Raw genomic sequence first — 19483 nt, 5'->3', positions numbered from 1 at the left:
TTTCCGAGCGTCAGAGTGGGTGAGGGCATGACGGAACGAATTCTCCCGCCAGGTCTTAATGCGGCCGGTTTTGACAGCGCGATATCGGCGTTAAAGCGCGAGCTTGGCGACGGCAAGGTCTTCGACACGGAGCTTGATCGCAACACATATATCGACCCTTACGCGCTAGGCGACGGCCTCGATCATGCGGCGTCCGCCGCCCTGGCGCCGACAAGCGTTGAGGAAGTGCAGGCGATCATCCGCATCGCCAATGACCACGGGCTTCCGCTCTGGCCCGTAGCGCGCGGCAAAAATCTTGGCTATGGCGCCGCGTCGCCGGTGCTTGCGGGAAGCGCCGTTCTCGACATGACGCGCATGAACCAGATTCTCGACGTAGACGAGCGGTTCGCCTATGCGACGCTCGAACCCGGCGTCGGATTTTATCAATTTCATGAGCATTTGACGAATAACAATATTCCTTTGTGGATGTCTGTGCCGGCGAATGGCTGGGGATCGGTGATCGGCAACGCGCTTGAGCGCGGCATTGGTTATACGCCTTATGGCGATAACACGACCAAGCTTTGCGGGCTTGAAGTGGTCACACCGTCGGGCGAGATCGTTCGCACCGGAATGGGCGCGATGGAAGGCAATAAATCCTGGGCGCATTATCCTTATAGTTTCGGACCAAGCTGGGATCAGATGTTCGTGCAGTCGAATTTCGGCGTCGTGACAAAAGCCAATGTCTGGATGATGCCGGAGCCGGAGATGACCGCCCACACGCAGGTCAATCTGCCGGCGATGGAAGACATCAAATGGGCGATGGATATCCTCGCGGATTTAAGGCTTCGCGGCATAATTGAACACAATGTCGTTTTCGGGAATTACCTGCACGACGCGTCGGCGTTTACGACGCGCGCGGACTGGTATGAAGGCGAGGGGCCGCTGCCCGATGACGTCGCGGAAAAAATACAAGAGACCTACAATGTCGGCTGGTGGACGTTCCACCTGTCGTTATTTGGCGAGGGAAGTCTTGTTGAGGCGAAACAGAAGATCGTCAGCGACGCCTTCGAGCCGCGGCTCGGAAAGAAGCTGGAATGGCGCCATTGGCGCAAGGGAGAGCCGCGCGAGCCGTTCAGCATTTCTGTCGGCGTGCCCATGGTGTTGCCGCTGAATGTCGTCAACTGGATGGGTGGACGCGGCGGTCATATCGGCTTTTCGCCGGTTCTGCCGCCGTCGGGTGAGTTAGCCTATGAAGCGTTCCTCCGGCGCAAGCGCCGGTTTGAGGATGCAGGGCTCGACTATTATTCAAGTTTCACCGTAGGGCACCGTCACATCGCGAATGTGAATATGATCCTCTATAATCGCGATGACGCCGATATGGTGTCGCGTGCGCGCACGCTCTTCACACAGATGATCGGCGATGCGCGCGAAGAGGGCTATGGCGAGTACCGCACCCATGTGGATTTTATGGATTCGGTCGCAGACACTTACGATTATAACAATCACGCTCTCATGCGCCTCAATGAAACGGTCAAGGATGCGCTTGATCCCAACGGGATTTTGGCGCCAGGCAGAAACGGGATTTGGCCGGCGCGTCTGCGTGATGGGAGGAAGGGATGACCCGAAACGCTTTCATTCCCTGTTTAGGTCTTGCCATGCTGGCGGTCGCCGCGTGCGGCAAAAAGGAAGATCCGGCGCCCGTTTCCGATGCCGCAGAAGCGCAGCAGGAAGCGCCGACACCGGAGGCGCACGCCGCGCCGGAATTGGGCGCCGTTGCTGAAGAAGAGGTTGCGGCGCATGGCGCAGAACTAACCAAGGTGTCATCGCAAGGCGCGGCGGCAAAGCAGGCGAAAGGCGTTTTCGCCCACGCCGCCGCTGGAGATCCGGAAGCGGTCTTTCTTGCGCGGTGTCAATATTGTCATGTTCAGCTTGGCCCGGGCACGATCACGTTATCTCGCCGGTTAGGGCCGGAAGACGCGCTGCTCGCCAATCGCACCGACCTGACGCAGGATTATGTGAAAACGGTTGTGCGCAATGGCCTTAATACGATGCCGGCGCTGACGCGTGTTGAAGTGAGCGATAAAGAGCTGGAGTTGATTGCAGAATATCTGACGCGCAATAACGAGCCCGCGCAAGAGTAAGCCTTAGCTTTCCGGCTTCGTCTTTTCGATAAAGATGGAGCGCCCTTCGTCGTCACGGGCGTCAAGGCTTTCGATCAAAATAGCGACAGAGCGATCGAAAGCGAGCATGTCTGCGGGCTTCAAGGACTCGAACAGATATTTGGCCACCTTATCGGCGGTGGGCAGCATTTTCTTGTAAAGCCGTTCGCCCTCTTTGGTCAGACGCAGGATCTTTCGCCGCCGGTTGTCAGGATCGGTCTTCGCGACAACCCATCCCTTTCGTTCCAGTGATGTCACGGCGCGGCTGACGCTCATGGTGGTGACGCCGGAAATCTCCGCCAGTTCATGTGAGGCGGCGGTTCCGAGACGGCCGATCAGCATGATCACCCGGAACTCATTCATGGTGACGTGATAGCGTTTCTCCAGATGCTCGGAGAATGGCGCGCCCAGCCGGTTGCCGAGCTTCAACAGACGGTGAAGGACGTCAAGCGGATCGGCCTTGGCGGTTTTGCGTTTTGACGGAGGAAGGGTTTTATTCACTTACGGCTTCTTCGTTGATTGACGACGGCGTCCATATTTGTAACGATCGTTAGTATCTTATTTCAAGGTGCGCGCAAACCGCATGGTCAAAACCCTGCGCGCCCGGAAAAACCGGCCGTATAAAAAGAGCGGCGCCTCAAGGCTGTTTTGAGCGAAATTTCAGGGAGGTCTTCATGTCTCAAATGCTTTTACCGGAAGGCGTGTCGATCCGTCATCCGGATAAAGTTTTCATTGGCGGCGCCTGGGTTTCTCCCTCTACGGATAAAACCTTCACCCTTGTCAATCCCAATACGGAGCAACCGGCGGGGCGCGTTGCTGCGGCGGTGGAAGCTGATATGGACCGCGCGGTTGAAGCTGCGCGCAACGCGTTTGACGAAGGGTCGTGGGCGGCGACGCCGCCAGCGGAACGGGCGAAGGTTCTTTACCGTCTCGCTGACGCCTTGAAAAAGCGTGAAGATGAGATTGCAAAAGCGTGGACAGCGCAGGTTGGTATGTTAAGCCCCGCTGCGCCCCTTATCGTGGCGGGCGGCGCCGCATCGGTTCAGCACATGGCGGCTGTGACCGAAAGTTATGAGTTTGAAAAGCCTGCCGAGACGACAGTCGCCGACACCGCTATTGTTGTGCGCGAGCCGGTTGGCGTCGTGGCGGCGATCGCGCCATGGAATGCGCCTTATACGATCATGCTGAACAAGGTTGTCGCCGCGCTCGCATCCGGCTGCACGGTGATCATGAAACCGTCGCCGGAAACGCCTCTGGAAGCCTACATCATCGCTGAGGCCGCGGAAGACATTGGTCTGCCGCCGGGCGTCGTCAATCTTGTTTGCGGCGATCGCGCCGCTTCCGATCATCTTGTCTGCAATCACGGCGTCGACAAGGTGAGTTTTACAGGCTCAACCGTCGCCGGCAAACGCATCGCCAGCGTCTGCGGCGAACGTATTGCGCGATGCACGTTGGAGCTTGGCGGCAAATCCGCTGCGATTGTGCGCGATGATTTCAGCACGGAAGAGGCCGCGAAGCTGCTGACCTCGACGATTACTATTTTCAGCGGACAGGTTTGCGCCATGTTGAGCCGGGCGATCGTTCCACGCCGACGTCATGACGAATTGGCGGACGCGATCGCCGGTGAAATGAAAAAAGTAAAAATCGGATACAGCGATGCGCCCGATACACAGCTTGGCCCCCTCGCCATGGCGCGCCAGCGTGATCGGGTGGAAGGCTATATCGAAAAAGGCAAGGAAACCGCCGATCTTATTACCGGCGGCCAGCGCCCCAGCCATTTGAACCGCGGTTATTTCATTGAGCCGACTTTGTTCGCCAATGTCGACAACGCTTCGGTCATTGCGCAGGAAGAAATCTTCGGGCCCGTCTTGAGTCTGATCCCCTGTGACGATGAAGAGGACGCCATCCGTATCGCCAATGAATCGAATTACGGGCTTAACGGGTCAGTGCTGACGCATGACCATGAAGCGGCGTACAGGATTGCGCGGCGGATGCGTTCTGGCGGTGTCGCGCAAAACGGCATGCGCGCTGATTTTGCGCTTCCCTTTGGCGGCTTTAAACAATCGGGGATTGGACGGGAAGGCGGCGCGGAAGGACTCGCCGCTTATCTGGAAACGAAGACGATCCTACTTGATGGCCGGCCGCCGCACGTGGCCAATTAAAGCTCGACGGTCCCGCCGTCCACGAAGAGGTCGACGCCGGTGATGTAGCTTGCATCATCCGAGGCCAAGAACAGCACGGCGCGGGCGACTTCTCGCGGCTCGCCGATGCGTTTCAAAGGCACCGCCTCACGCATATGCGCACGCATACCTTCGATCGCTTCTTCGGTCATGCCGGGGTTGCGATAAAAAAGCGGAGTTTCCGTCGGGCCAGGGCTCACGACATTGACGCGGATTTTTCTCGCCGCAAGCTCGGCGGCGTAGATCCGCGCGACAGCGCGCATGCCCGCTTTTGCGGCGGCGTAAGCCACATTGCCGGGAATGCCGAGCACCGAGCCGATCGAGCCTGTGAAGACAATAGCCCCGCCATCGCGCAAATGCGGCAGCGCCGCCTGCGCCGCAAAAAACGCGCCTTTAAGGTTCACATTGTTGACATCATTCCAGAAACTTTCGGTGACGTCGCCCACATGGGCGAAGCCGCCAACGCCAGCGTTGATAAAAAGAATGTCGATGGGACCGTTCTTTTCAACGGCGGCCTTGATTGCCGCGACGCTTGCCGCCGGATCGGCCATGTCGCTTTGCAGGGTGAGCGCGCCGGTTTTTTCGGCGGCTTCATCCAGCGTTTTCTGACTGCGGCCCGTAAGGGAGAGCGTTGCGCCTTCGGCCGCAAACTCCTCAGCGGCGGAGAGGCCGATGCCGCTATTGCCGCCAAAAATGAAAACATGCTTTCCGGAAAATCTGTTCTTTGTCATGGCTAGACCATCGGAACCGGATTGACCGGATTTTCGGGGATTTCCTGAATGACGTCCCAGTGCTCAACAATCATACCGCCGTCGAGGCGGAAAATATCGACGACGGCTAGGCCCGGATCGCCGGGCCAGCGCTGCACATGGACATGGGTGATGACATGATCGCCGTCAGCATAGGCGCGTTTTACCGTCTGTTCAGCGTCGGGCGATTCTGTGCGGATCTTGACGAGGAAATCTTTCAGCGCATCGACGCCGGGCGGCGCAAGCGAAGAGTGCTGCACATAGTCAGGCGCGATGTAACGGTCGACTGCGTCCGGGTTCATGGCGATCAGGACATCGCGATACATGGCCAGGACAAAGTCGAGATTTTGCTGTTCTTCCTTTGATCGCGGCATTCCACTTCTCCCAGAAAGGCTTCGTCAAATTGCGGCCAAACTTGCGATAGGGTATCTTAATCCAGCATAGCGAAAACGGCGCCTTGGGGAGGCGGAATTTGTGAACAAGTTGGCCTTTGAGAGCGAGGCCGGGACCGTAGGGGCGCGCCCTTTTCGCCGCTCTGCACAATAAGCGGAAATCTTCATGAACAATAAGATCGAAAATGCTGCGCCTTCGCCGCACACCCGCGAAAGTCTTTATGGCGCACTTGACGTCTATCTGGACGCGCTCGTGCGCCGCGATCCAGGCGCCGTTACCTGGGCTGATGTTGTTTTTAACACTGAAGACAATGTTGCGCTTGAGGTTGGCGATGGTCTTTGGGGCACCATCACCGGGCTCGGCGATTACCAACTGCGTTTTGCCGACGTGAAAACCGGCCAGGTCGGCTATTTCGGCGCTGTCGAGGAAACAAATGAAACCTCTGCATTCGCCTTTCGCCTAAAAGTTGATCGCGATGGACGTATTTCCGAAGTCGAGTCGCTCATTGTTCGTCTCTCATTCAGCGGCCTCGATATTTTCTCAGGCAAGCGATTCTGGGATAAGCCCGCGCTTAATGAAATCGTTCCGCCCGAGCGCCGCGTCAAACGCGAACGGATGATCAGCATCGCCGATGGCTATTTCGACACCTTGCAGCTTAATGACGGGGAGCTGTTTACGAAGTTCCACCCAGACTGCAATCGCGTTGAGAATGGCGTGCAGAGCACGAACAATCCGGAATTCGCTAAAGCGGTGAATTACCCCATCGCGGCGCTGGGCTGTGAGGAGCAATTCAGGCTGGGCCAGTATTTGTATGACGACGCTTTAAGGGCGCGCAGATTTCCGTTGATCGATGAAGAGCGCGGGCTTGTGCTTGCTGGCGGCTTTATTGATCACGCGGGTAGGCTGGGAGACTATGAATTGACGGACGGCACCAAGCTCACATCGCCGTTCCGCCGCCCGCACAGCTTTTATCTGCTCGAACTCTTCAAGATTGAGGATGGCGCCATTCGTCAGATCGAAGCGAATTTTATAACGGTGCCCTACAGAATGCCCAGCCCGTGGGATGACCGATGAAAAAGCTACTGCCTTTATTTTGTGCGGCTGCGGTTGCTCTGAGCGCCTGCAGTCGAAGCGACTCCGATAAGGGCTACGATGCCGCCGCGCCTGACGCTTCAACGTCGGAAATTGCTGCAGCTGCGCAAGATGTTCCGGTAACGCCTGTCATTGACGCCGTCATTGGCGCTGGTGAGGAGTGGCCAGTGTCCGGAGGCGACGCCGAAGCCTCCTATTTTTCCCGCCTTGACCGGATCACCAGAGACAATGTGTCGACTCTGGGTCTTGCCTGGGAATATCCGCTTCACACGAACCGCGGACAGGAGGCGACGCCGATTGTGATTGACGGCGTTATGGTGACGAGCAGCACCGCCGGACGCGTGGTCGCGCTGGATGCGGTGAGCGGGGATCTCATCTGGCGCTTTGATCCCGAAGTCGACATGCAGGTCAACCGCACCGTCTGCTGCGACATGGTCAATCGCGGCGTCGCCGTCGATGACGGTCGTGTTTTTGTCGGCGCTCTCGACGGCGTTCTTTATGCACTCGATTTCAAGACTGGCGCCGTTCTATGGAAGGCGGACACCGCAGCAGGCACGCGTCGCGGCGTTAATATCACTGGCGCGCCGGAAGTTGCAGACGGCGTCGTCATCATTGGCAATGGCGGCGCAGAGTATGATGTGCGTGGCTTCGTAACGGCATATGATGTGAGAACGGGTGAAGAGCGTTGGCGCTTTTACACTGTTCCTCGCGACCCGAAGGAAGGTCCGCAGGAAAACCCAGAACTTGAAGACGCGCTGTCCACCTGGGACCCCAACAGCCGCTGGGATGTGGGTCTTGGCGGCACGGTATGGGACGCGATCCATTACGATCCCGTCTTCGATACGGTGTATATCGGGACCGGCAATGGCGGGCCCTATCACCGTGCGAAACGGTCTCCGGAAGGCGGCGATAATCTTTACCTGTCGTCTATTGTCGCGCTCGATCCGGCGACGGGTCGCGTGAAATGGCACTATCAGGAAACGCCGGGGGACAGCTGGGATTACACTGCAACGGCGCCCATGACGCTCACAAAGCTTGAGATTGACGGCGCGGAAACGCCGGTTCTTTTGCATGCGCCGAAAAACGGGTTTTTATACATGATCGACCGGCGCGACGGTAAAGTGCTGCGCGCGCATTCACTCGTCTTTCAGAACTGGGCGTCGGGCGTTGACCTGGAAACGGGCAGGCCGCTGTTGACGCCGGAAAACGCCGACTATTCAACCGGGCCGAAGATTGTTTTTCCCGGGACCACGGGCGCCAGCAACTGGCACCCTTTTTCGTATAATCCTGAGACGGGATTATATTATGGTGCGGTTCTCGACATGGGCAATTTGTTGATGACGTCGCCGGGCGAAAAGCCGTTCAGAGAAAACGCGATCAATAGCGACGCATCAATCATGTTTGGCGCCGACCTTCCGGTTGTGATCAATAGCCTGCCGCCCTTCGTTCAGGACATGGTGAAAGCCCTGCCGGAATGGGACCGCGTAGTGGAAGCCCCCGCAAGATCTGAGCTGCGCGCAATCAATCCCATAACCGGTGAGACCGTCTGGTCGGCGCCTTACGCCGGGTGGCAGGACCGTTCGGGCGTTATGTCGACGGTTGCCGGTCTCGTCTTCGCCGGCGACGGCGGCGGCCATTTCAATGTCTATGACGCGGCGACTGGCGAAATTTTGAAGTCGATCGATACCGGTACAACGATCATGGCGGCGCCCATGACCTATATGATTGACGGTGTGCAGTATGTCGCCGTGATGGCCGGGTGGGGCGGCGGCGGATGGCCTTATGTGCCGCGCTATGGCGCAGCCTATGAGCGCCGCAATGATGGACGCATTCTTGTTTTCAAACTGGACGGCGCTGAAACGTCAAAGCCGCCGATTTTGCCGCCGCTGGAGCCGGCGCCTTCTGCGCCGGACGGGCTCTTCGCGGACGTATCGGATGACCTCATCGCAAAGGGACGAGATCATTTTTACGGCAATTGCGCGATCTGTCATTCCAATCAGCACCGGTCGATCTCACCGGATCTGCGCCGAATGTCGCCGTCTACACATGAAATCTTCGATGATATCGTTCTCGAGGGACTTCTTGTGGACAATGGCATGCCGGCCTGGGGCGATTTGTTGTCGCCGGAGGACGTTGAAGCGATCCACGCTTTCCTGACAGCAGAGCAACGCAGCGTCCGCGCGCGCGAGCTTGAGCTTCAAGAAAAAGGTGAGCCCCTTGATCAGCCGAGCGCTGCTTTGTTGTCGAATTTCTGATTTGTCGCCGCGCCACACACCAACGGCGTCAGGCGTCGCGGCGGAATAAGACCTCGATGACATCCCGAAGAATGTGGGTCACAGCTTCCTTGTCGAGATTGGGGTTGAGAATATTGCGAATGCCGATGCCCTGCATCAGTGCGACGAAGATTTCGAGACGCGATTCGAGATCGTCCTTTTTAACGCCGTTTTGCAGATAGCTAACCACTCGTGCTTTCAGATCAGCATCCATTTTGCGGATAGAGGAGGCGATCTCCGGGTTTCGCGTCGCCTCCGCGGCGATCTCAAGCATCAGCGTGGACCAGAAAGGGTCGGTTTTCGCGGCGACACTGTCTTTCAGATTGTCGATCATCAAATCGACAACCCGGTCTCCAGCTTCGCGATATTGCTCCACGGTGATCATCTTGTCTTCGAAGTGGACGCGGATGATCTCCGCAATGATCTGCTCCTTGCTCTCGAAATAGTGATAGATGTGCCCGGGGCTCATTTTTGCTTCGCGGGCGATCTGGGCCATACGCGCGCCGTGAAAACCGCTGGCTACAAAGGCCCGTTCCGCAGCGCGCAGCAGGCGTTCACGCGGATCGTCTGTGGTTTTCGGCAGGGCCTCGGACATTATTAACTACCTTTATTTTAGTTATGATGCGCCGCACAATTTGCTTGCCATCCTAACTCTGGCCGTGTAATTATTCCTTTAGAATAAACGTTCATTCTAATCAAGCCCTCAGATTTCCTAAAGATTGAAGGCGCATGAAAAGCCTCAATGCCTGAAAGCGAATTTTATGTCGTCGCGACCACTCATGAACCGGACCCTTGCGCTCTGCGCCGCCGTCACCCTTGCGTCTTGTGGCGCCAAAGAGGAAGTGCGCGGCGCCCCGCCGGCGCCGGAAGTCGCCGTGCAAACCGTTGCGGCCCAGGCGGCGTCGCTTTCTGTAACTTTGCCCGGCCGGACCGCAGCCTATCGCGTGGCGGAAATCCGGCCCCAGGTGTCCGGCATTATTCTTGACCGCCAGTTTGAAGAGGGCGCCGCGGTGACGGAGGGCCAGCCGCTCTATCTTATTGATCCGGCGCCTTATCAGGCGGCCGTCGACAGCGCCGCTGCAACGCTCGACAAGGCGGCTGCCATGGCGGCGGCTGCAAAAAATCGCGAAGCGCGTTTTGCAAAGCTCGTTAAAATGAGCGGCGTCAGCGAACAGGATTATGATGACGCGTCAGCGACAGCGAAACAGGCCAAAGCGGAAGTTGCGCTCGCGCGAGCAGCGCTCGAGCGCGCAAAGATTGACCTTGAACGCACAGAGATCAAAGCGCCGATCGAGGGCCGCATCGGCCGTACGCTTGTCACCCGCGGCGCGCTTGTCAACGCAAGCCAGCAGGAAGCGCTGGCGGTCATTCATGGCCTCGACCCTATATATGTCGACCTGGCGCAATCGAGCGCTGAATTGTTGCGCTTGAAACGAAAACTTGCGAGCGGCGCGCTTGAAACTGTTGAAGGCGACCAGCTCCGTGTGAATCTGACATTGGAGGATGGCGCTGCTTACAGTCAGCCCGGTAAACTCGCGCTTACAGAAGTCAATGTCGAACCCCAGACAGGCGCCGTCACCTTGCGCGCGGTGTTCCCCAACCCCGATGGGCTCTTATTGCCGGGAATGTTTGTGCGCGCCGAGATTGTCGAGGGCAGGCGCACAGACGCCATACTCGTCCCGCAGCAGGCGATCACCCGAAACGCGCTTGGCGAAGGCATCGCTTATGTTGTGGCCAGTGACGGAACGGTTGAAGAACGTCGCGTCGACGTTGACCGCGCCATTGGCGACAAGTGGCTCGTCGCTTCAGGCCTCAAACCCGGCGATCGCATTGTCATTGAAGGGTTTCAGCGCTTCCGCCCCGGCGGAAAAGTGACGCCGGTTGAAAACAGGTCAAGCGCGCCGCAAAGCGCCGGCGCCGCCAATTCATCGGGCCTTCTCTAGACGGCCTTAGTTCTGCGTTCACAAGAGACATTTCCGTGGCGAATTTCTTTATATCGAGACCGATTTTTGCATGCGTCATCGCCATTATCGCGATGCTTGCCGGTCTCATCAGTCTTCTCAATCTGCCGCTTGAGCAATATCCGGACATTGCGCCGCCTGCCGTGAGCCTGAGCGCAACCTATCAGGGCGCGTCAGCGAAGGCGGTCGAGGATGCGGTCACACAGGTGATTGAACAGCAGATGAAGGGCATCGACAACCTTCGCTATATTTCCGCCAGTTCAAGTTCAAACGGCACGATGTCGATGACGCTGACATTCGAGTCAGGCACGGACCCCGACATCGCTCAGGTCCAGGTTCAAAACAAACTGGCGCTGGCGACGCCGCTTCTCCCCCAGGAAGTTCAGCGTCAGGGTGTCACGGTCAACAAGGCGCGCGCCGGATTTTTGATGGCGGTTGCGCTAGTCGATAATACGGGAACGCTCGTAGAAGCTGACATCGCCGACTATCTTGCCTCAAACTGGCAGGATCCCATCAGCCGCGTTCCCGGCGTCGGCCAGACCCAGCTCTTCGGGTCGCAATATGCAATGCGGATCTGGATGGACCCATTTCAGCTCGCCAATTACGGACTGTCCACCCAGGATGTGGTCAACGCAATTCGTTCCCAGAATACGCAGGTCACAGGCGGTGAGCTTGGGGGCGGGCCGCACATGCCAGGGCAGCAGTTGAATGCGACGATCAACATCCAGTCGCTGATGCAAACGCCGGAGGAGTTTCGCGGCATCGCGTTGCGGACGCTGGAAGATGGCTCACAAGTCAAGCTTAGCGATGTGGCGCGGGTCGAAATCGGCAGCGAAAGATATAATCGTATTACGGAATACAAAGGAACGCCTGCTTCCGGTATGGCGATCTTGCTCGCGCCGGGCGCCAATGCGCTGCGGACTGCAGACGCTGTCAAGGCTCGGGTAAATGAATTGTCGGCGTTTTTGCCGCCGACTATGTCAATCGTTTATCCCGTCGATGAAAGCCCCTTCATTCGGGAATCGATCAAGGAAGTGGTGAAGACGCTGATTGAAGCGGCGATCTTCGTTTCCGTGATCATGTTTCTTTTCCTGCAAAATATAAGAGCGACGGCGATCGTCATGATTACGGTGCCCGTCGTTCTATTGGGCACATTCGCGGTGCTGCTCGCTTTCGGTTTCTCCATCAACACTTTGACGATGCTGGCGATGGTGCTGGCGATCGGTCTTCTGGTGGACGACGCGATTGTCGTTATCGAAAATGTTGACCGAATCATGGAGGAAGAGGGCCTGCCTCCACTCGAGGCGACCAGAAAAGCGATGTCGGAAATCACCGGCGCGCTGATGGGGATTGGCGCTGTTCTTTCGGCCGTTTTCATTCCCATGGCGTTTTTCGGCGGCACTACCGGTGTGATATACCGCCAGTTTTCCATCACGATCGTAACGGCGATGGCTTTGTCAGTGGCGACGGCGGTTATTTTAACCCCCGCGTTATGCGCCACGATCCTGAAGCAGCGTGATCCGTCGAAAGACCCGAAGCCGGGGTCATTGGCCTATCGGCTGTCTGCGCCTTTGCGGGGCTTCAACGCTCTATTTTCATCGAGTGCGCGTCAGCATTTGCGTGGCGCAAAAGGCGTCATCAACCGTTCCGGCCGCTATGTCGTTGTGTTTGGCGTCATGGTTATCGCGACCGGTTTTATGTTCGCGCGCCTTCCGGGCTCTTTCTTGCCGAATGAGGATCAGGCGCGGATGATCCTGCAAGTTCAGCTTCCTGCGGGCGCCACTTATGACCGCACGCTTGCGGTCCTTGATCAGGTCAAGGCGCATTTGCGCAAGGAAGAAGAGGAGATGGACACCATAAAAGGCTATTTCACCATCGCCGGTTTCAACTTTGCGGCAAACGGCCAGAACACGGGCATCGGTTTTGTGCCGCTTAAGGATTGGGAAGAGCGCAAGCGCAAAAGCGAGAGCCAAAGTGCAGTTGTTGGCCGGGCGCAAGCGGCTTTCTCCAAGATCCGTGATGCACAGGTATTCGCCTTCGGACCGCCTTCAGTGCCGGGACTTGGTCAGTCAGGCGGATTTGACTTTTATCTCCAGGATCGCAGCGGAGTGGGGCGGGAAACGCTCATCAATGCGCAAAATCAGTTTCTCGGCATGGCGTCACAAGAACCGGCCCTGGTGGCGGTGCGGCCGAACGGCCTCAGCGAAGAACCGCAATTGCACGTTGAAATCGATCAACGCCGGGCGCAGGCAATGGGGCTCGATCTCGACGCCGTCAATTCCACGCTCGGAACCGCTATGGGCGGCGTCTATGTAAATGACTTTATCGATCGCGGCCGGGTCAAGCGCGTTTATCTCGCCGCCGATGGGCCTTACCGCAGGACGCCGGAAGATCTGAAGCTATGGCGCATCCCGAACGCCAGCGGCGATCTGGTTCCTTTCTCGTCTTTTGCCGACATTTCATGGATTGGCGGTTCGCCAAAACTTGAGCGCTATAATGGCGTATCCTCAGTGGAGATCCTTGGTTCTGCGGCGCCGGGCGTTAGCTCGGGCGAAGCGATGGCGACGGTTGAACGGTTGGCCGAGCAATTGCCGCCGGGGATCGGCTTGGAATGGACGGGGATTTCAAAGGAAGAGATAGAAAGCGGTTCGAAGACCACGACGCTTTACGCGTTGTCGATTCTCGTTGTGTTTTTATGCCTTGCCGCTCTTTATGAGAGCTGGAGCATTCCGATCTCTGTTCTGCTGGTGGTGCCGCTTGGCGTAATGGGCGCATCGGCGGCGGCAATGTTTGGCGGGCTGCCGAACGATATCTTCTTCCAGGTTGGTCTTTTGACGACCATTGGCCTTTCGGCGAAAAACGCCATCCTCATTGTCGAGTTCGCCAGCCTGTTGGAAAAACAGGGCCGATCCGCTTATGAAGCAGCGATCGAGTCGGCGCGGGTTCGGTTGCGTCCGATTCTGATGACCTCTTTCGCCTTTGGTCTTGGGGTGACGCCGCTGGTGCTTTCGAGCGGCGCTGGCGCGGCGGGCCGCAATGCGATCGGCGCCTCGGTGCTCGGCGGGATGTTGGCGGCGGCGTTTCTGGGGCTTTTCTTTACGCCGCTCTTTTATGTGCTGGTCCGCCGTCTGTTCGGTTCAGCGAAAGCGGTTGAGACGGACGGTATGAAGCCGCAGCATGGAGCCGGTTGAGTATGTTGGTTCCTATTGAGCTGAAGCGTTTTGCAGCGCTGGCGACGACAGCGCTTCTTTGCAGTTGCACGTCACTCACCATGGCGCCGAAATATGAACGCCCTGAAGCGCCAGTGGCGGAAATATTTCCGGGTGCTGATGAAAACATGGAGGAGGCTGCAGGCCTTGCTGACTGGCGCAGCGTCATCGCCGACCCGACGCTGACTGCGCTTATTGAGGCTGCGCTTGAAAATAATCGCGATCTGCGTATCGCCATGCTGAATGTGGAGCGTGCGCGGGCTCTTTATCGCGTTCAACGCGCAGATAGCCTGCCCTCTGTCGCCGCTGAGGGAGGATATTTCCGTCAGCGCCTCGGTGAGAACGCCTCCATTGGCGCCGCAGGCGCGGCCGGCGGCGGCTCCAGGACGGAGCCGATTACAATCGAACAATATTCCGCAGAAGCGGGCGTCAGCGCCTATGAGCTCGACCTTTTCGGGCGGGTGAGAAGCCTCAACAGGCAAGCGCTGGAGACTTATTTCGCGACGGAAGAGGCCCGCCGGTCCACCGAGATTTCGCTGATCGCCGAAGTCGCCGGCGCCTATCTGCAATTACTCGCCGACCGCGAGCGATTGACGATTGCGCGTGAAACCGTGGAAAGCCAGCAAGCGTCGTATTCCCTGACGCAAGAGCTTGTGGACAACGGCGTTGGCAATGATCTTGATGTTCAACGGGCCGATACATCCGTGCAGCGCGCGCGCGCCGACGCTGCGGCGCTTGAAGCGCAGGTGGCGCAGGACGAAAACGCGCTGAGGCTTCTTGTCGGTCAGCCTGACTTACCAGAACTCAGCGGCCAGCTTAACGACGTTGAACTGAACGCCGCCTTTGATGATATGTCTTCCGGAATTTTGCTGGAACGTCCTGATGTTCTTTCGGCGGAGCGCCGGTTGCGCGCAGCCAACGCCAATATTGGCGCCGCGCGGGCCGCATTCTTCCCTCGTATCCAGCTGACCGCGAGCGCCGGAACAACGAGCGCCGAGCTTACCGATCTTTTTTCAGCCGGTACAGGCGTCTGGTCTTTTGCGCCATCCGTGTCGCTGCCGATTTTCACGGGCGGGCGGAACCGGGCGCAACTGAAAGGCGCCAAAATCGACCGCGATATCGCCTTGAGCGACTATGAAAAGGCCGTTCAGGCGGCGTTTCGCGATGTTGCGGATGCGCTGGCGACACGGCGCAATATCGGTGAGCGGCTGGATGCGACGCAAAAGCTCGCTGCAGCGTCCGAGCGGACATACACGCTTGCTGATGCGCGTTTTCGCAACGGCGTCGACAATTATCTTTCTGTTCTAGATGCTCAACGCTCGGACTATGCGGCGAAGCAGGAGTTGGTGATTGTCCGGTTGGAAGAGGCTGTAAGCGTCATCAGTCTCTATCGGGCGTTGGGCGGTTTTCCCGAAACACGCTAGAACTTCGTTTTAACGCCAAGTGAACACCGCCGTACGGCAATGTTGGACGCGCTGGCGGTGGTTTTTATTTCTGGAACAGCCGGCGCACATCTTCCGGCACTGGTGTTGCTTTAATACCGCCAGGTGAATCGGCGTCGAACACTGTCCAGACGCGTTTTTCAGTCCCCTCGACGCAAAGCTTGTCGCCATTCTTGATGCGGTGCCGGATCGTGAAGCTTGACTTTCCGAAGTCCGGCGCATCGCTTTCGATCACGACGTCATCGCCATAGGCTGCCGGAAACAGGAACTGCGCCTGAAGGTCCACGAGCGGATAACCGGCGATGTTCATTTCTTTGCGCATATCGCGCTTTTTCGGCAGGCCTGCAAATTCGAACATCTGAACAGTGTTCTCGCTCAGCATGTCGATAAAGCGCGGCGCAAAGACGATTCCCGCCGGGTCGCACCAGCCCCATTCGATGCGCAGCGTGCGTGAGAAGAATGCGGACATAGAATTCTATTTGGCGGCGGCCGGCGGCGGCTGCAACACTCCGCCTGACGCCATCGCGCGGCCATAGGGTTTCATGCCCGCCCAGAAGATGAAAACCGCGGGCGGCCCCATCAGGAGTGCGGTCAAGAAGAGGGAGTAGCGGATATTTTCTTCGGAGAAAACGACATCTGTAAATGTCGACACAATCAGCGGCCCCATCATCATGCCAATGACGTTCATGATGAACAGGAACATGAAGGTCACCTGACCGCGAAGATGGTTTGGCGTAACACTCTGGAGCGCGGCGTTTTCTACGGGCGCCGCCATGCCGCCCCAAAGCGCCGCGAAAAATCCGACAAAGGCGGCGAGCCACGGGCTCGGCATGATCGGCTGCATGATCGCCAGCGGAACGGCGACGGCCGTTGAGATCACCGTAACGCGAATATTCGCATCATATATTTTCTTCTTCCACCAGCGCTCTGCGAGCCAGCTGCCAACGAAAAGGCCGATGGGCATGGCGATCATCAGGCTGAACCCGGCCACATACGCATATTGAACGCCTGACCAGCCATAGGTGCGGGCATAGAAAGGCGCGCCCCATGTTTGCAGGCCGAACATCTGGACAGAGCGTAACGCCAGCCCGGCGAATAGCGGTATATAGACTTTCCAGTGATAGCCGACGAAAGCGAAGACCTCGCCAATTGGGCGCGATTGCTTCTCCACGACCCCGCGGCGTTTGGGTTCTTTCACTGTCAGCATCAGCGCGGACACAAGAAGACCGGGCAAGCCGACCATAATCAGCACGACTTGCCAGCTGCGAAGATGTATGCCGAAAGGCAGATCGTAACCTCCGCTCGCGCCGACAAAACTGATGATGACGCCGCCGATGATCATGGAAAACCCGACGCCGGCGACGAAGCCGAGATTCATGACGGCGATGGCGCGAGGCAATTTGTGCGGCGGAAAGTAGTCCGACAGAAGCGAATAGGCGGAGGGGCCGCTGGTGGTCTCGCCGACGCCGATGCCGACGCGCGCAAGGAACAGATGCCAGAAATTCGAGGCGAGGCCCGACATCATTGTCATGAGACCGAAGATGGCGATGCCTGTCGCCATCAGATGCTTGCGGCTGAAGCGGTCAACCATCACCGCAACGGGCCAGCCAAAAATCGCATAGAATATCGTGAAGGCGGCGCCGACAATGAGACTGATCTGAGTGTCCGAAAGCCCGAGGTCAGCTTTGATGGGCTCGATCAGGAGATTGAGGATGCCGCGGTCCAGGAAGTTCACCATCACCGCGAGAGCGAGGATCGAAACACAATACCAGGCGTGCTTTGGGGGCGGATAATCAGCTTCGTCGACGATTGGGGCCGCCGGCGCCTCTTTTGGCGCGTCGGCGCCGCTTGCTGGGATGTCCATCCTGTTTCCCTTCCCGGATCTGACTTTCTGTCCGCGCTGTTGATGCGCAGCGCGTTATTTTTATGCGCCGGCGAGGCAGCCGTGTCGGCCGCAAGCCTCGCGCCCCCGCATGGCTCGGGCCGTGTACGACCGGCTGCGCCGCCGACAGGAAAGTATAGTTGAACCATGACGCTTTGCCAGACGTTTACCGGCGCTTGACTTGGCAAACCGGCTCTCTTTGCATCAAATTCCGCATAGGAATGGCACTGAACGCGAACACCCTTCAATGGCCGCGTCTAGGCCCTTGCAAGGACAGGCCACTGCCATTCGCCGCCATTACGGTTTCCCATGAGGTCGCGTGCAGGAGGCTAGATTCCTTATGCTTGACGATAGAAAAGCAGAAAGGGTGAGGAGGCTGGAATGAAAATCGCAATTGTGGGCGCTACGGGAAATGTCGGCCGGCGCCTGTGCGCGGAAGCGGTATCGCGCGGCCATGAGGTGACGGCTATTGCGCGTAAGGAAGGCGGTCTTCCTGCGAACAATAAACTATCTTTCGTAAAAGGGGATGTATTGGAGGAGCGCGCGGACAAGATGCTCAGCGGCCATGACGTTGTCATTTATTCCTTGCGCTTTAATGGGCTCGATTTTGACAAGGCGATTGCCGGGTTTCGCGCATCAAACGCGCCACGCTTGCTCATTGTCGGCGGCGCGGCGTCGCTTAATGCGGCGCCCGGAGGGCCTGCTTTGATTGACACGCCAGGTTTTCCTGAAGAAATCAAGGTTGAGGCTGAGCCGGCGCGTCAGGCGCTGGACAAGATCAAGGCGTCCGGGACGACGGATTGGACCTTTTTGTCGCCCTCGATCATTATTGGTCCGGGCGAGCGCACCGGAAAATTCCGCCTTGGCAAGGATGACGTCTTGAAAGATGCGGAAGGAAACAGCCGCATCAGCTATGAAGACTTTGCTGTGGCGATGATCGATGAAGCTGAGACGCCGAAACATCAGGGCGAGCGGTTCACGGTCGGCTATTAAGGCAAATGCGAAACGCCGGCTTTTGAAGGGCGGCGTTTCTAACGGTTTTAGCGATAAAGCTCTTTGTTGATGGGTAGATTGTTGTCACGGCAATAGGTCTCATAGTGGTTGATGAACCACCAGACATCGAGTGTCTCAATAAAATTGCCGTTCTCGTCATAAAATTCGTTCGCGCCCTGCATCCAGCCGAAGAGTTTCACGCCGTCTGGGTGTTCAGTGACGAGGGTGTGCGCCTGTCCCGGCGCTTCGGTGATGAAATCGCCCGGTTTCGCCACCCAGTCATATTCAAGATAGCGCACGCTGCCTTCAAGGCACATCATCAGCACTTGGCCGCGATGTTTGTGCGTGCCAATAACGCCCGGCGATTTGATCCACAGGATATTGCCGTACCAGTTCTGGCGCACGTCGAAAGCAAGATGCCGGATGGCGGCGTTGTCGCCAAAAGGCACCCATGGGCTGTCGACTTCTTCATGTCCCACAAAGCCGCCGGGAACCAAGTGCCGGTCAAGAACTTTTTTATGGTTCTCGGGCACCTCAATGATTTTGTAATTGTCTGCGGTTTTCGAAAGGCCGCCGATATTCGCCATGATCCAGCTCCTTTCCGCTTAAATATAAAGCTGCTTGTTAATGGGGATGCCTTGCTCTTCGCAATAGCTTTCATAGTGATCGAGAAACCACCACACATCGACTGTGTCGAGAAGTGTGCCATGTTCGTCGTAAAACTCATTTGCGCCCTGCATCCAGCCGAAGAGCTTCACGCCGTTCGGATCGTCTGTAACGAGCGTGTGGGCTTCGCCGGGCATTTCATGAATGAAGGCGCCGGGCTTTGCGACCCAGTCATATTCAAGATAGCGGAACGAGCCTTCGAGGCATACCATTAAGACCTGCCCGCGATGTTTGTGAGTGGATACAACGCCGGGAGACTTCACCCAGAGAATGTTGCCAACCCAGTTGTTGCGCACGTCGAATGCGAGATAGCGGATCGCTGCATTCTCGCCGAAGGGAACCCATGGGCTTTCTTCCAGGGAAGATCCCACATAGGTTCCTTCGATCCCGCAACGCTTGATGACATCTTTAAACGGTTCGGGGACGTTGACGATCTTGAACTCGCCGGCCTCCGCCGCTGTCTTTGAAGTGTCGGCTACACTGCTCATCTGGCGTCTCCTCTGTT

At 57.5% G+C, this 19483-nt stretch carries 17 protein-coding genes; 9 read left to right on the top strand and 8 right to left on the bottom strand.

Features of this window, described 5'->3' with window-relative positions:
• Positions 1 to 27 precede the first annotated feature (27 nt).
• Positions 28 to 1599, top strand: coding sequence for an FAD-binding oxidoreductase (locus ACFC5L_RS16135; RefSeq protein WP_375203351.1), 1572 nt, complete (start codon positions 28 to 30; stop codon positions 1597 to 1599).
• Complete coding sequence (locus ACFC5L_RS16130; RefSeq protein WP_375203352.1) at positions 1596 to 2120, top strand: c-type cytochrome; 525 nt, start codon at positions 1596 to 1598, stop codon at positions 2118 to 2120. Before ACFC5L_RS16135 ends, ACFC5L_RS16130 begins: the two co-directional genes overlap by 4 nt.
• Positions 2121 to 2123: 3 nt before the next feature.
• On the opposite strand, the gene ACFC5L_RS16125 is transcribed toward ACFC5L_RS16130, so the two are convergent.
• On the bottom strand, positions 2124 to 2639 hold the full coding sequence (locus ACFC5L_RS16125; protein WP_375203353.1) for a MarR family winged helix-turn-helix transcriptional regulator: 516 nt from the start codon (positions 2637 to 2639) through the stop codon (positions 2124 to 2126).
• A 173-nt stretch (positions 2640 to 2812) separates the two neighbouring features.
• On the opposite strand from ACFC5L_RS16125, the gene ACFC5L_RS16120 reads away from it, so the two are divergent.
• Positions 2813 to 4300, top strand: coding sequence for an aldehyde dehydrogenase (locus ACFC5L_RS16120; protein WP_375203354.1), 1488 nt, complete (start codon positions 2813 to 2815; stop codon positions 4298 to 4300).
• Here the strand turns inward: ACFC5L_RS16120 and ACFC5L_RS16115 are convergent.
• On the bottom strand, positions 4297 to 5049 hold the full coding sequence (locus ACFC5L_RS16115) for an SDR family oxidoreductase (RefSeq protein ID WP_375203355.1): 753 nt from the start codon (positions 5047 to 5049) through the stop codon (positions 4297 to 4299). The two genes, ACFC5L_RS16120 and ACFC5L_RS16115, sit on opposite strands and share 4 nt — an antisense overlap.
• A gap of 2 nt (positions 5050 to 5051) precedes the next feature.
• On the bottom strand, positions 5052 to 5441 hold the full coding sequence (locus ACFC5L_RS16110; protein ID WP_375203356.1) for a nuclear transport factor 2 family protein: 390 nt from the start codon (positions 5439 to 5441) through the stop codon (positions 5052 to 5054).
• A 184-nt stretch (positions 5442 to 5625) separates the two neighbouring features.
• Between ACFC5L_RS16110 and ACFC5L_RS16105 the strand changes: the two genes are divergently transcribed.
• Complete coding sequence (locus ACFC5L_RS16105) at positions 5626 to 6534, top strand: hypothetical protein (protein ID WP_375203357.1); 909 nt, start codon at positions 5626 to 5628, stop codon at positions 6532 to 6534.
• A complete protein-coding gene (locus tag ACFC5L_RS16100; RefSeq protein ID WP_375203358.1) occupies positions 6531 to 8807 on the top strand; it encodes a PQQ-dependent dehydrogenase, methanol/ethanol family in 2277 nt (758 codons plus the stop codon). The genes ACFC5L_RS16105 and ACFC5L_RS16100 overlap by 4 nt, the downstream gene beginning before the upstream one ends.
• Before the next feature lie 28 nt (positions 8808 to 8835).
• On the opposite strand, the gene ACFC5L_RS16095 is transcribed toward ACFC5L_RS16100, so the two are convergent.
• Positions 8836 to 9420 (bottom strand): TetR/AcrR family transcriptional regulator, encoded by a 585-nt coding sequence (locus ACFC5L_RS16095; protein WP_375203359.1) that lies wholly within the window; start codon positions 9418 to 9420, stop codon positions 8836 to 8838.
• A 166-nt stretch (positions 9421 to 9586) separates the two neighbouring features.
• On the opposite strand from ACFC5L_RS16095, the gene ACFC5L_RS16090 reads away from it, so the two are divergent.
• Genes ACFC5L_RS16090 through ACFC5L_RS16080 form a run of 3 tightly spaced genes read left to right on the top strand, consistent with a single transcriptional unit; the run spans position 9587 to position 15419 of the window.
• Positions 9587 to 10768, top strand: coding sequence for an efflux RND transporter periplasmic adaptor subunit (locus ACFC5L_RS16090; RefSeq protein ID WP_375203360.1), 1182 nt, complete (start codon positions 9587 to 9589; stop codon positions 10766 to 10768).
• Between the two features lie 35 nt (positions 10769 to 10803).
• The gene (locus ACFC5L_RS16085) at positions 10804 to 13977 is read left to right on the top strand and encodes an efflux RND transporter permease subunit (protein ID WP_375203361.1); all 3174 of its coding nucleotides are present in this window, start codon (positions 10804 to 10806) and stop codon (positions 13975 to 13977) included.
• A gap of 2 nt (positions 13978 to 13979) precedes the next feature.
• Positions 13980 to 15419 (top strand): efflux transporter outer membrane subunit, encoded by a 1440-nt coding sequence (locus ACFC5L_RS16080; protein WP_375203362.1) that lies wholly within the window; start codon positions 13980 to 13982, stop codon positions 15417 to 15419.
• Between the two features lie 64 nt (positions 15420 to 15483).
• Here ACFC5L_RS16080 and ACFC5L_RS16075 read toward each other — a convergent pair whose 3' ends face one another.
• Positions 15484 to 15906 carry an acyl-CoA thioesterase gene (locus ACFC5L_RS16075; protein WP_375203363.1) on the bottom strand — a complete coding sequence of 141 codons (423 nt, stop codon included), beginning with the start codon at positions 15904 to 15906 and terminating at the stop codon, positions 15484 to 15486.
• 6 nt (positions 15907 to 15912) lie between these two features.
• On the bottom strand, positions 15913 to 17301 hold the full coding sequence (locus ACFC5L_RS16070) for an MFS transporter (RefSeq protein WP_375203364.1): 1389 nt from the start codon (positions 17299 to 17301) through the stop codon (positions 15913 to 15915).
• Between the two features lie 399 nt (positions 17302 to 17700).
• Here ACFC5L_RS16070 and ACFC5L_RS16065 point away from each other — a divergent pair, with 399 nt between their 5' ends.
• Positions 17701 to 18312, top strand: coding sequence for an NAD(P)-dependent oxidoreductase (locus ACFC5L_RS16065; RefSeq protein ID WP_375203365.1), 612 nt, complete (start codon positions 17701 to 17703; stop codon positions 18310 to 18312).
• A 47-nt stretch (positions 18313 to 18359) separates the two neighbouring features.
• Here ACFC5L_RS16065 and ACFC5L_RS16060 read toward each other — a convergent pair whose 3' ends face one another.
• The gene (locus ACFC5L_RS16060; RefSeq protein ID WP_375203366.1) at positions 18360 to 18899 is read right to left on the bottom strand and encodes a 2,4'-dihydroxyacetophenone dioxygenase family protein; all 540 of its coding nucleotides are present in this window, start codon (positions 18897 to 18899) and stop codon (positions 18360 to 18362) included.
• Positions 18900 to 18917: 18 nt separating this feature from the next.
• Complete coding sequence (locus ACFC5L_RS16055; RefSeq protein ID WP_375203367.1) at positions 18918 to 19466, bottom strand: 2,4'-dihydroxyacetophenone dioxygenase family protein; 549 nt, start codon at positions 19464 to 19466, stop codon at positions 18918 to 18920.
• Between the last annotated feature and the right edge of the window lie 17 nt (positions 19467 to 19483).

It is taken from the genome of Hyphococcus sp., from assembly GCF_041986965.1.
Lineage (GTDB): Bacteria > Pseudomonadota > Alphaproteobacteria > Caulobacterales > Parvularculaceae > Hyphococcus.
The sequence above is the reverse complement of the archived record's forward strand: the minus strand, read 5'-3'. Positions and strand labels throughout refer to the sequence as shown.